Raw genomic sequence first — 12,221 nt, 5'->3', positions numbered from 1 at the left:
CACTTATTCATAGTGCTAAAAACATTTTGAACATCTTTTTGTGTCTATTCCAAGATATTTTCGGGAATTGCTGGTGTGGTATTAAGTACTCCCACTATCGTATAATTTGTATCATCTATCGTGGTTTTTAAAATTGGTTCTTCTATACCCACACTTCTGCTGAGAGTTTCATGTACAAGAGCTTTCCAATCCACACCTAAACAAACTTGTATCATATTGATGACAGTATTGCTACTTGTTTCTCCGTCAAGAAGTTCAAATCTCAGACTGTGAGGAGTATGTGCTATAGCTTCATCAGTAAAATTCCCATTTATGTCCGAAGCATAATTTAATGTTAAATAAGGTATACCATACGTATTTGATGAGTTACCTATACCATATTCTATCTTGACTGAGAATTCGTATGTTCCTTTTGCTATCAGGGTATTAGTGGCTCCTGTTCCAGAACCTGTGTTTCGGAAGAAATAACAATCTTTTGCTTCATTATTTATCAAATAGACTAATGTTCCCTGTGAAAGTGCCGGATGATTGCTATTTTTTATCGCATAAGCCAAATAAGAGTCTGTTACTTTTATTTTCAATCCAACCTCCTCATTAACAATATTGTCTTTTATGGTAACGGTGGTTTCTCCTTTTTGCTTCGGGGTGATAACTAAATTTCCCATATCTATCGAACTTGACAAATCCACAGACACATCCAAGATCTCTGTTTTTTCAACAGTTACAGAATAATTCCTGTTGCCACCTCTAATGGATATAGATTGATTTCCTAATAATGGAACCTCGTAATACTCTTTTTCAAACGATAGAGGGTATATTTCTTTTTTCTCATCATCATCACTTCCGCAACTACCAAATCCCATAGCCGAAAAAAACAGCAACAGTATTTTGAACAAAGTCTTTATATTCATGTTTTCTTTATGAATTTAGTTTATAGATTACAAATATACTTATTTCCTGAGATCCAGAAAGTAATATACTTTTTATTGAGAAGGATTTCAAGTGCTGTGCCCGGCAAAGCTGCTTTTTACTCATTCCTCAACGCTCTAACCGGGTTTCCGGAGGCTGCCTTGAAGCTATGCCAACTGACAGTTAATAACGTTATACCGACAACAATTAATAGAGACATAATATATGTCCAGACGCTAAAACTCGCCCGATAAACAAAACTTTGCATCCATTGATTAAGCAACCACCAGGTTATAGGGACAGCAACAACGAAAGCAATCCCAATCCATATAATAAACTGACGATTGAGCAGTTTTATAATCTGCCAGGTAGTCGATCCGTTCACCTTTCGGATTCCGATCTCTTTTGTACGTTGTTCGATAGCGTACAGCGTCATACCGAAAAGTCCGAAACACGTAAGCAGGATACTGATAACCGAATACATCATCAACAAATCGGACAATTCGAAAAGTTTCTTGTTATTACCCAAAACTTTATCATACAAGCTCTCATGTTCAAGGTAATCCCCAGGATAAAGCTGATCCCATTCCTTATAAATTTGTTTGATAACCGAAGCATTTCCGGGAGCTATGCGGACTTTTAAGTCAGTTCCATCCCTGGCAAAGCCAATAATACCTTTATCGACAGGCGTTTCAAGGCTATTAGAAATATATAGCTTAAAATAATCTTCAACAACCCCGGCAATAACATGATCATCACCAAAAGGAGGACGGTCCTTCAACCGGGGTTCGTATTCTTTTATAAGACTCCCGACAGGCAGTTCTCCATCCGGAAACAGGCTCTGAGCCCAGGTACGGTTCAGATAAACCGGATGTGGAAACCTTTCTATCGCTTCTTTCCAGGGCAGACCTTTCAATAGCTTATAGCCCATAACTTCCATTATTTCTTCATCGCCATCCTCTGATGTATAAGATTCATATGTACCATCCGGCGAAAACTCACCGAGAGGCCATTCATATATGGGATTGCTTAATGCCACAGCCTGTATGCCCGAAAGAGAACCGATATTTTCTTTAAGTCGTAACATAGATGTCTTGTTATCTCCGACTGAGAAAATATAAATACCTTTATAATTTTCTGCTTTATCATATAAAAGTGAGATTTGCCGCCGTACGGAAATATTACCGATTATCAGAATAAATGAAATAACGAACTGAACGATAGCCAGCGAGGTAATGATACGTCCCTTTGCTTTTCCCCGGTAGAAATTGTTATACATGGAAATCGACATTTCCGGCAAACGCCGGCTCATATACAAAGCAGGAATACATGCCAATAAAAGAATAAACCCGAATGTAACCGGCAGCATCTGACTACTATACAGAAAATTAACTGGAACCTGAATAGACATGATGCGATTCATTATCCCCAGCAGATCGAATTGTATCAGTTGTGCAATCAGGAAACCGAAACCAACAGTCATAAATGTATCAGCAAATAATTGCATGCTCAATTGTCCGCTTCCTGCCCCCATCAGTTTCTGTATATGCAGGGAGTATAACTGTTTAAATACACGTGAAAAGCTTAGATTAACATAATTGAAACAAGCTATGACCAATATCAGAATAGCTGAAAAAAGAGCAATAAACAGTAATGTCGTATTTGGTTTCTTCAACGATGACGGGAGCGTTACCGTATCAAAACAAGCCTGTTGAATAGTGAGGAGTTCATTCTTAAAATCCTGACCATCACTTCTCTGAAGAGCCAAACGCCCTGTTTTAGCCTGTAAGTCGGGAACGGAGACATTCTTTTTCAGCAGAAAGAAGTTTAATCCGGAAGAGGGATCGCCAAAGAATAAAGCATCAAAGCCGAAAGCCGCCTGGCTATTATCTTTTACCACAGCAGAAACAGTAAACGCCAATAAACCTTTTTCATCCCCGAAATCACCAGGGCCGAATAGCATCTGAACCGTTTGTCCTATCGGGTCACTCTCTCCGAACAAACGTTTTGAAAAAGATTCTGTCAGGACGATCCGATCCGGCCCCACCTGGGCATCCGCAAAACTCCCCCTTACAATTTTCTGAGGAAAGAATGAAAGGAAAGCACTATCCGACTCTATTACTTTGATGTCTTTGAAAAAGTTCTCTCCGGCTTGACAATAGGTAACCATGAAATAAGGATGTACACGGCACGCCTTATCCAATTCCGGGACACGCTCGAGTAACTGGGAAGTAATATCCCGTGAGACCGTATTGAAAGCAGTCATTCCTGCCCCCGAAATAGTTTGTTTAACCACTACCATCCTTACTTTGTTCGGATTCTCCTGTTCTATATTATACTCATGGATAACGAAAGCGGCCAGCAAATTGGTACAGGCGATACCGACTGCCAGGCTGAGGATAGAGATTACAGTAAATGTTTTATTACGCAACCAACTCCGAAATATAAGTTTGAATGATATGTTCCCCATGATATTTCTGTTTTGGGCCAAAACTAATCAGTCTCTGTCTGCCTGACAACAAAAATAGCATTCCTTTGTAACAACAAGATGAAATCGTCTAAATTTTAGACAACTCCGGGATTTGATTACTAAAAAACCATACATCCAATTAAAAGCAGACCACTTTACATTTACCTTGTCGGTTTAAATTGTACTTTTGTAACAAAGGATATGTTGAATCGCAAATTACATCGGATCATTATCGGAGGAATAACAGGAATCGTGTTATTCTCACTCATAGGTGCCTGGCTTTTAATCAGCCGGACTTCTCTTTTTTTTGCTTTTGTCTGTATCTGTATGATCATAGCTTTGGCTATTATGCTGATAAGGAAAATGGACAAGACAAACCGCCAGCTGGAAAGCTTCTTCAGCGCAATCAATAACAACGATTTCAACGCCCACTTCACAGAAAAAGGGGACGATAAATTCCTGAACGGGTTATTCCGGGAGATGAACCGGATTATCACACAATTTGAAAACAATCATACCGAATTAGAGGAACGGCGATTCTATTACGAGAGTATCATTCGGGTATTGACACATGAAATCAGAAACTCCATTACACCGATAGCCTCCTTGTCGGCCGACCTGATCAAATATAATGATGAATATGGTAAAGAAGGGACAATCGACGGGTTGCAAACCATTAACCAGCAAGTGCAGCAACTAAATATTTTCCTGAATGCCTATCACCGGTTAACCCATCTCCCTGACCCGGTCAAAGCAAAAGTTCAAATCAGTTCTTTGTTCGACAAGCTTGAACGGTTATTGAGTTCGGAACAAGGCAGTGAAAACATTCGCTATATTTCACCGGAAAACATAGAAATCCTACTGGATCAAAACTTAATAACACTGGCACTCATTAATCTTATCCGCAACGCCTTACAGGCCACAACCAATACCCCGGAACCACAGATTAGGATTGAGGCAGGGAAAAAAGCCACTTCTTCATTCATACAGATAACTGATAACGGGGAAGGCATTCCGGCAAACCGACTGGAAGATATCTTCATTCCCTTTTATTCCACCAAAAAAGAAGGAAGCGGAATAGGGTTGCCACTATCCCGGCGCATTATGCAACTCCATGGCGGAGAACTTCTTGTGAACTCAGAACCCGGAGAAGGAACAGTGTTCCGCATGACATTCCCCGGTCATTGACAGATCTGAATTATTCATCCCCTTTCTTCAACAAATAAAAGCAGCTTGTACTAAAGAAGTTTCTCAGATACGGAACGGAAGAAAGAACTTTACCCAGCTTTCGCGGTGATAATCCAAACTTAACCTCATAATGCGGATTTATAAAAAATAATTGCTGGTCAATAATCTGATATTTCGTTTGTTTTACAAGATTCCGGAACATTTCAATGGTGCATTTCGTTTCTTTAATACTCAGCAACTCCTTTATTGTATCTTCTTCTTCACCACCTGTATCCAGTATCCATTTATATAAAGTCCGTGGAAGCAAATGTATGAAAGGAAGATGGGAAACAACCCTGCCCCTTGCTATCTGCTGATGCCCTCCGAACGGCATCTGCCAAGCAGGGAAGGCAATAAAAATGACCCCGCCAGCCGACAGATAACTTTTCATACCGGATAGGAACTTGGATTTGGTTTCGATATGTTCAATTACATCATGTATCAGGATTAGAGGGAAATGTTTTTCCAGGTCTTTTAACCGAAAAATATCAGAAGCAATAAAGGTTCCTGTTTGATTCCTTTGGGCGAAGAATGCCCGGGCTTGTTTTATCCGCAGAGCGGCAATATCGACTCCAACGATTTCACAACCTGACTCGGCAAAAGGAAGCAGATTACCTCCTTCACCACATCCCACTTCCAAGACTTTCTCCGGAAGGTCGCCAACTATTCGCTTTATATACGGAATATAATATTTCCGAGTCGTTTGTGCCTGTTCTTCAAAATAACGGTCACGGTTGATATGTCGTTCCTGCATCTCTTTTCTGTTTTTAAATATCTATAAGTATGATATTCTTTCAGGCAAAAGACTGCGTGGTTAAATCATTTTATTGAGACTTATTGTTTTTTCCCTACCAACTGAAACGCAAACCGACAGGAACCGTGAATGTCACCGGGTGCTCTTTCCGGATAGTACGCAACCCGCTTCCGTCAGGAATATAATAATTGACAGTAGGCTCTATATAGAGACTGATGCGGGGAGTGAAATGATATTGTACACCTGTACTGGCATTAATCGACCATTGTAGAGGTACATTCAATGACTGACGCCCCATGCTCATAGGTATACTGTCCGTTATATGAGAAGTTTGAAGTGTCCCTTTTAACGGAATATCAAGTTGCATACCGGCTGTCGAGTAAAGCGAGAAATTCCTGAAATTACCCCAGCGATAAGAGACACGGAAAGGAATTCCTATATAATGGATTCTTTGTGTTTCCTGAATACGAAAATCATTACCTGTAGTAAAGTCGGATTTCAGGAAGGTGTACTGTAACCCCGTTTCAAGACTCCAGCGTTCGTTTAGTTTTTTGTTTACCGAAAGCCCAATAGTAACAGGAGAATAGTGATGTTGACTTTCTACAATATCTCCCTGATTGTTTTTTGCGATATTTATTATCGTAACTGAATCGCCCAAAGTACCTTCCTGATAACGGGTGTTCAGGTAAGTGTAATAATCCTCCCAGGTACTTACCTGCTGAGGAAGATCAGCCCCTACTCCACTGTCAGAATGGGGAGTAGCAATCAGTTTGTATATATTCTGAGCCAGTTGTGGACCCAACGAACCTGCCAGCATAAACTTCCAAACTCCTGCTTTCTTTTTACGTTGCACGGAGACAAAGTTTCCTTCCGGACACAAACCGGAGATAGTCGCACTTGGCAAATCAGAAACAAACAACGGTTTATTGACAGGTGGCACACTTATCGTAATATTTCCGACAGGTAAGATAGGCGGTACTTTTCCTGCATCCGCCAGTGGTGACGCACTAATCAGTTCTGGCAATTGTGAACGTTCTCCCGTACCGGGACAAACCTTCTGTTCCAGGGAATCGGTCTGCCTGTCTTCCTTCCTTTTTTCAGCTTTCGGCTGACGCATCGCCATCTTAGGCTGATGGCTTTGTTGTTTCTTTTTCCAGGGCAGATAATTGTAGAACAGCGGGACAAGAAGCAGCAGCAATATTATAATAACCAGGCGACAATCGACAATCATCTTTCTCAGCAACGCTTTCGCACGATACAATTGCGAAGATGATGAATGAGGAGCTATATGCAACAAGTCACCTATCTCTTTATGAGGCAACCCTTCAAGTACCGCCAGTTTGAACACCTTTGAATAACCATCAGGAAGCCCTTCCACCAATTCCATCAACCGGTCATACGATACCAAATCAGCCATGAAAGGACTTTCCGCCGGTTCATCTTCTTCAGACATTTCAGACAAAGGGATAGTATTAACCATATTGTTTTGACTGAGATAATGAAGTGCGATATTCTTCATCACGACTCCCATCCAACTTTCCAACCTCTCCGGATTACGCAATGAGCCGATGGAAGTAAAGATAACAATGAAACCGTCATGCAGCAGGTCTTGTGCAATTTGTCTGTCGGGCACATAACGAAGGCATATCTTCATCATCTTTCCCGAGTACGTTTTATAAAGCTGGTTTAATGCCTGCTCATCACCTTTTTTGCACAAATCTACGAAGTCCTCTCTGTCCATGTCCCACAACATCATATAACTATGATGCGCTAATATGGAAAAGACTGCATGGGGTTTGCACTTTTTTTATTCTCACATAAGAAAGATACTCAAATAGATGGATGTTAAAGCAAATTCGTTAAAGTAACTCAAAAACGCGTTGAATACTATGTACCGAACAGACGAATATGTATTTTCGTACCCAAATTCAGCTGTACATTATTGCATGGCATTTACGCAACATACGATTTATACTGTCAAAGCACGGGCAATCTGTATCATCATGTTATTCCTGGTGTTACTCGATGTATTCGGATACGTTGTGCCCAATTACGATACACAGACAGCAGACCAGACGGAAATTTCCAACCAGGCGGAAGATACCGATGAGCCGGGTAATACGGACGAACTGTTTTACCGCAACGGGAACCGTCCCGTTCATCCCCTGATTCCGGTTTGTTCCGTACCACTTCCCGACCTGTTCACACAACTGGTTCATATTGATTACTATATCCCCGTTAACAACAGACCTGCCCCACGGCAGATACATTCCTTGTTCTGTACGTTCCTTATTTAGTACACAGCCATATTCTTTCACCGGACGAAAGCATAATATCATATATTATAAGACTGCTGTATCATATATTATGATACTCCGTTCGCATATATTATAATATTCTTGTATCATATATTATGATACTACCACCGTATGCAAACTCTCCGGCCCCGCCCATAAGACATTTAAATAATAAACTAAAACAGTATCATTTTCATGAACGAAATAATAATAATCATTTCACTTATCCTATTGAACGGCATATTTGCCATGTCTGAAATCGCATTAATCTCCGCCCGCAAATCGAGCCTGAACACTGACGCAAAGAAGGGCAGTAAAGCGGCTAAACTGGCCCTGAAACTGGCAAATGAGCCGGATCGTTTCCTCTCGACCATTCAAATCGGCATCACACTGATCGGTATCCTGACCGGTATCTATTCCGGTGCAGCTTTGACGGACGACTTCTCGGTTATCCTGAAGAATTGGGGAGTATCCCCTCTTTACGCATCCCTCATTGCCCAGGGGTTGATTGTTGTAGCCGTCACTTACCTGACCCTGATATTCGGCGAACTTGTCCCTAAAAGAATCGGTTTGAGTATTGCAGAAAAAGCCTCCAAAGTTGTTGCCCGCCCGATGTATATCTTATCGCTGGTAGCCGCCCCGTTTGTATGGCTGCTGTCGAAAAGTACTTCCTGCATGTTCAACCTGCTGGGCATAAAGGACTCGGATAATAAGGTGACGGAAGAAGAAATCAAATCGATCGTACAGGAAGGAAAAGAAGGCGGAGAAGTACAGGAAGTAGAGCAGGACATCGTCGAACGTGTTTTCATCCTGGGCGACCTGAAGGTCAGTTCCATTATGACACAGCGGAATGAAATCATCTGGCTGGACCTGGATATGGATAAGAAGCAAGTGAAAAAGACTATCGAACAGGACTTATATGAAATGTATCCGGTGACCGGCAAGAAAAAGGGAGACGTGGAAGGAGTCATCTTTCTGAAAGACCTGGTTCTCCATCTGGATACACCTGATTTCAATCTGGAGTGCATCGTCCGTCCGGCTTTCTATTTCCATGAGAACATGAGTGTATATAAGGTACTTGAAGAAATGAAAGAACAGGGAATAAGCCGTGCTCTTATATGCGACGAATTCGGTATGTGCCAGGGAATTATAACACTCAGGGATATTCTGGAAGCCTTGTTAGGCACCATCAACGATACGCAGAAGGAACCGGAGATTATCCAACGGAGCAACAACGACGGCTGGCTGGTCGACGGACAGTGTTCTTTTTATGATTTCCTATCTTATTTCGATAAAGAAGATTTATATGAAAGATGTAACTATCATACGGTAGGAGGATTATTGCTGGAACAGTTGGGACATATCCCCCAATCCGGGGAACAAGCCGAATGGAACAACTTCCGCTTCGAAATTGTTGATATGGATGGAGCCAGAATAGATAAAATACTGGTTCAGGTACCCAACGATAATAATGCATAAAATACCCTATGGACTTTTCAGATCTGATCCAATGGTGCCTGGAACACCTCAGCTACTGGGTGATTTTAATCCTCATGATACTTGAAAACTCGCTGGTCCCGCTACCATCCGAGTTGATTGTCACACCTGCCGCCTACAAGGCGGCAAACGGTGAGATGAATATTTTCCTCGTGATACTTTTCACAACCTTGGGAGCGCTCATCGGGGCGTTGATCAATTACCATCTCGCCCTCTTCGTCGGCAGGCCCATCGTCTATAAATTTGCCGACAGCCGTTTCGGCCATCTGCTCGGCATAAACCGGCAAAAGATAGAGTATGTGGAGGCATTCTTCCTGAAACACGGCAAGATATCGACTTTCTTCGGGAGGTTAATACCGGCCGTGCGACAGTTCATTTCCATCCCTGCCGGACTGGCACGAATGCGGCTTCCCGCCTTCATCCTGTTCACAACACTCGGTTCGGCCATCTGGAACAGTATCCTGGTGCTGCTCGGATATTATCTGGCACAGATACTACCGGAAGACCGGTTGCTGGAAGAACTGGAGAGATACAGCAGGGAAATAAGCTATGTTTTTGTGGCATTGGTAACACTCGCCCTCATTACCTGGTATCTGAAAAGGAAACTAAAAGCATGTCGATAAAACCCTCGCTACACGTAAAGAAAAATATACGGCCGAAGCACGGGAGAACTTCTCCGGGAATATTTTCGTCCCTGAGGATATGGAGATAATCAAATTATAAAACCGGCAACGATCATTTATTCAAAAGTCCCGCCCTGTTCAGCCACTTACCGACTGACGGGGCTTCGTATTTTCTCATTTTATCCAGCAGGTCTTCTATATTGTCGCTGACCAGAAGCATTTCCCTGTTTTCTTTTCGGAGGAATCCTCTGTCGACCATTGTATCGACCAATGCCAGAAGGGCATCATAGAATCCGTCTACGTTCAAAAGAGCTACAGGTTTCCGGTGAAGACCTAACTGGGCCCAGGTCAGCATCTCAAAAAATTCTTCGAGTGTACCGAAACCTCCCGGAAGGGCAATGACACCATCAGAGAGTTCATTCATTTTCGCTTTCCTCTGATGCATGGTATCGACCATCACAAGTTCCGTCAGATTCAAATTGGCAATCTCCACTTTCTTCAAAAAAGCAGGTAAGACCCCGATGGCTTTGCCTCCATTTTCCATGACTCCGTTGGCAACAGTACCCATCAATCCCACATTGGCCCCGCCATAAACCAATTCAATGTTTTGAACGGCCAACGTCTTTCCCAATTCGTAAGCCTGTTCTTCAAATATCCGCTCTGTCCCACGGCTTGAACCGCAAAAGACGGCGATTCTCCTGATTACTTTCTTCTCTGCATCACTATTTTGTAACATACGTATATATTTCGTTTGTATCCGTTTATCCGGTCATCGGACAACTTACAAAGATAAACTTTTTCCGGCAGCCTTTTCTATGAAACAAATTCAATAGATTTCCATTATCTCTTTCCAACCTGCAACTCTCCGGTAGGCAGAAAATTAGAAAATGATAAAAGACTATTCTTCCGCCCTAAAAGTAAACGAGATATTACCTGGCGAATTATCCAGGTAGTTTGCTAATGTGAATTCGAGCGGATAAATATGATCGGCTACCGCATTAATTCCATCTTTGTAGGCATTCACTACATCCAGACTCCCTTTTTGGACCTGCACATTCTTATCTTCATCAAAATAAACATAGCAGAGATCCACTGTCGAAAGCAGACTGGTTTCTTCCGGAGACAACGGTTCATCAGCCAACACTTTATCTATCGCTAATTTAACATCGCGCGAATCTGTGTCCGATTCAACGATCAGCAATCCGACCCTGCCATAACCGACAGAAGAAACATACGAAGCGCCTTTTGCTTTATCTGCATCTTTCAGTTCTTCCTTTATAAGCTTTTTCGGAATATCTATATCTAACGTAAAGAAGGTCCGCTTGAATGAATAAATTAATCCATACTTCCGAGTCATTTCTTTTTCCTTGAAAGAAACATCCGACATGATTTCGTCCAGCTTCACTCCCAGGTTAACCATCCCGACAGTATGCAACTGCTTATGAGTATAAAATTCAAACTGACCTTTATCTTCAACCAAAGTACCACTTTGGGTGGATATATTCCCAACGATTTGGCGGGCAAATGCTTCTTGCTCTATCGGTGATGGAATATAGGTTTTCATAACTTCAGCAACAGGAGCAGATGTTGAAACGGTAATCGGATTGAAGGTATAACCAGTTAATTCAGGTATATTGGTATTGGATTGGGTTGTATGACAGACAAGGTTTCCTACATAAATCTCATCCCGGATAGCCGGATTTATAAATAAGTTGTTAGTCAACACTGAATACAGATCCTGATTGGATGACATTTGTTTAAAACGGAAAATAGGCAACCACGGTAACCGGATAACATCACTAAGTCCAAACTGATTGATAAGCAAATCACTCTGCATATTTTCCCCTATAATTGACACGTATAAATGCCTCATACCCGGATTACGATTTTCTTTCACCTCGATAGTTATTTCAGCAGAACCTTCACCTGAAGAAGGACTGACAGAAATCCACCTATAGAAATTCTCAGACATTTTCCATGGTCTGTTGGTGGTCAGCTTTATACGTTTTATCCCCGCACCAGTAAACATTTGTACTGGATTTTGACTCAGTTCAATAAAAGGATCTGCTTCTGCCAGGCTCAATTGTTCCACTTCCAACGTCTCCGTTGCTTTTCCATGGGAAAACCGCAGAGAAGCCTTTCTTCGCTCAGCCCCTTTATTTTCTGCCACCTTGATAGTCACCATGCCATAACCATCGCCCGATGTAGGGCTGGCCGAGATCCAATCCGGAATATCCTGAATCTCCCACAGACCATTCGCCATAAGATCTATGCACTCTTCCCCTCCTTCCTGATTTATTAAGAGAGAAGTTGTATACAATTCGAGCATATCTTTTTCTCTTTCCAGCTTACTACAGGAAATGGATAATGTCAGTAGAAAAAGATTGATTATTAAAAATAGAAACGGTCTGTTATTCATTGTTCCAAGAATTTATACATCACAT

10 protein-coding genes are annotated in these 12,221 nt (G+C 41.8%); 3 read left to right on the top strand and 7 right to left on the bottom strand.

Annotated elements, in window-relative coordinates; genetic code table 11:
• Positions 1–44: 44 nt before the first annotated feature.
• Both HMPREF1535_RS10285 and HMPREF1535_RS10280 read right to left on the bottom strand, forming a co-directional pair.
• Positions 45–911 carry a hypothetical protein gene (locus HMPREF1535_RS10285; RefSeq protein ID WP_046146064.1) on the bottom strand — a complete coding sequence of 289 codons (867 nt, stop codon included), beginning with the start codon at positions 909–911 and terminating at the stop codon, positions 45–47.
• Between the two features lie 116 nt (positions 912–1,027).
• The gene (locus tag HMPREF1535_RS10280) at positions 1,028–3,379 is read right to left on the bottom strand and encodes an ABC transporter permease (RefSeq protein ID WP_046146063.1); all 2,352 of its coding nucleotides are present in this window, start codon (positions 3,377–3,379) and stop codon (positions 1,028–1,030) included.
• 201 nt (positions 3,380–3,580) lie between these two features.
• Here HMPREF1535_RS10280 and HMPREF1535_RS10275 point away from each other — a divergent pair, with 201 nt between their 5' ends.
• On the top strand, positions 3,581–4,567 hold the full coding sequence (locus HMPREF1535_RS10275) for a sensor histidine kinase (protein WP_046146062.1): 987 nt from the start codon (positions 3,581–3,583) through the stop codon (positions 4,565–4,567).
• Positions 4,568–4,577: 10 nt separating this feature from the next.
• On the opposite strand, the gene HMPREF1535_RS10270 is transcribed toward HMPREF1535_RS10275, so the two are convergent.
• The 3 genes from HMPREF1535_RS10270 to HMPREF1535_RS26100 form a co-directional block, all read right to left on the bottom strand.
• Positions 4,578–5,360, bottom strand: a complete 783-nt coding sequence (locus HMPREF1535_RS10270; RefSeq protein WP_046146061.1) for a class I SAM-dependent methyltransferase — start codon at positions 5,358–5,360, stop codon at positions 4,578–4,580.
• Positions 5,361–5,454: 94 nt separating this feature from the next.
• A complete protein-coding gene (locus tag HMPREF1535_RS10265; protein WP_046146505.1) occupies positions 5,455–7,101 on the bottom strand; it encodes a sigma-70 family RNA polymerase sigma factor in 1,647 nt (548 codons plus the stop codon).
• A 277-nt stretch (positions 7,102–7,378) separates the two neighbouring features.
• Positions 7,379–7,699, bottom strand: a complete 321-nt coding sequence (locus HMPREF1535_RS26100) for a hypothetical protein (RefSeq protein WP_187386422.1) — start codon at positions 7,697–7,699, stop codon at positions 7,379–7,381.
• A gap of 153 nt (positions 7,700–7,852) precedes the next feature.
• Between HMPREF1535_RS26100 and HMPREF1535_RS10255 the strand changes: the two genes are divergently transcribed.
• A complete protein-coding gene (locus HMPREF1535_RS10255) occupies positions 7,853–9,136 on the top strand; it encodes a hemolysin family protein (protein WP_046146059.1) in 1,284 nt (427 codons plus the stop codon).
• A gap of 8 nt (positions 9,137–9,144) precedes the next feature.
• The gene (locus HMPREF1535_RS10250; RefSeq protein WP_010800909.1) at positions 9,145–9,777 is read left to right on the top strand and encodes a DedA family protein; all 633 of its coding nucleotides are present in this window, start codon (positions 9,145–9,147) and stop codon (positions 9,775–9,777) included.
• Positions 9,778–9,889: 112 nt separating this feature from the next.
• Here the strand turns inward: HMPREF1535_RS10250 and HMPREF1535_RS10245 are convergent, their stop codons facing one another.
• Positions 9,890–10,513, bottom strand: a complete 624-nt coding sequence (locus tag HMPREF1535_RS10245; protein WP_046146058.1) for an LOG family protein — start codon at positions 10,511–10,513, stop codon at positions 9,890–9,892.
• Between the two features lie 162 nt (positions 10,514–10,675).
• The gene (locus HMPREF1535_RS10240; RefSeq protein ID WP_082207515.1) at positions 10,676–12,196 is read right to left on the bottom strand and encodes a BACON domain-containing protein; all 1,521 of its coding nucleotides are present in this window, start codon (positions 12,194–12,196) and stop codon (positions 10,676–10,678) included.
• Positions 12,197–12,221: the final 25 nt, after the last annotated feature.

The sequence above is a fragment of the Parabacteroides goldsteinii DSM 19448 = WAL 12034 genome (assembly GCF_000969835.1).
Classification (GTDB): Bacteria; Bacteroidota; Bacteroidia; order Bacteroidales; family Tannerellaceae; genus Parabacteroides; species Parabacteroides goldsteinii.
Note: the sequence above shows the minus strand (reverse complement) of the source record. Positions and strands in the feature narration are given on the sequence as shown.

Bases quoted from the DNA above. Each gene is read 5' to 3' on its own strand.
- HMPREF1535_RS10285 (WP_046146064.1), bottom strand. From the start codon at position 911: ATGAATATAAAGACTTTGTTCAAAATACTGTTGCTGTTTTTTTCGGCT.
- HMPREF1535_RS10280 (WP_046146063.1), bottom strand. From the start codon at position 3,379: ATGGGGAACATATCATTCAAACTTATATTTCGGAGTTGGTTGCGTAAT.
- HMPREF1535_RS10275 (WP_046146062.1), top strand. From the start codon at position 3,581: ATGTTGAATCGCAAATTACATCGGATCATTATCGGAGGAATAACAGGA.
- HMPREF1535_RS10270 (WP_046146061.1), bottom strand. From the start codon at position 5,360: ATGCAGGAACGACATATCAACCGTGACCGTTATTTTGAAGAACAGGCA.
- HMPREF1535_RS10265 (WP_046146505.1), bottom strand. From the start codon at position 7,101: ATGGACAGAGAGGACTTCGTAGATTTGTGCAAAAAAGGTGATGAGCAG.
- HMPREF1535_RS26100 (WP_187386422.1), bottom strand. From the start codon at position 7,699: ATGATATTATGCTTTCGTCCGGTGAAAGAATATGGCTGTGTACTAAAT.
- HMPREF1535_RS10255 (WP_046146059.1), top strand. From the start codon at position 7,853: ATGAACGAAATAATAATAATCATTTCACTTATCCTATTGAACGGCATA.
- HMPREF1535_RS10250 (WP_010800909.1), top strand. From the start codon at position 9,145: ATGGACTTTTCAGATCTGATCCAATGGTGCCTGGAACACCTCAGCTAC.
- HMPREF1535_RS10245 (WP_046146058.1), bottom strand. From the start codon at position 10,513: ATGTTACAAAATAGTGATGCAGAGAAGAAAGTAATCAGGAGAATCGCC.
- HMPREF1535_RS10240 (WP_082207515.1), bottom strand. From the start codon at position 12,196: ATGAATAACAGACCGTTTCTATTTTTAATAATCAATCTTTTTCTACTG.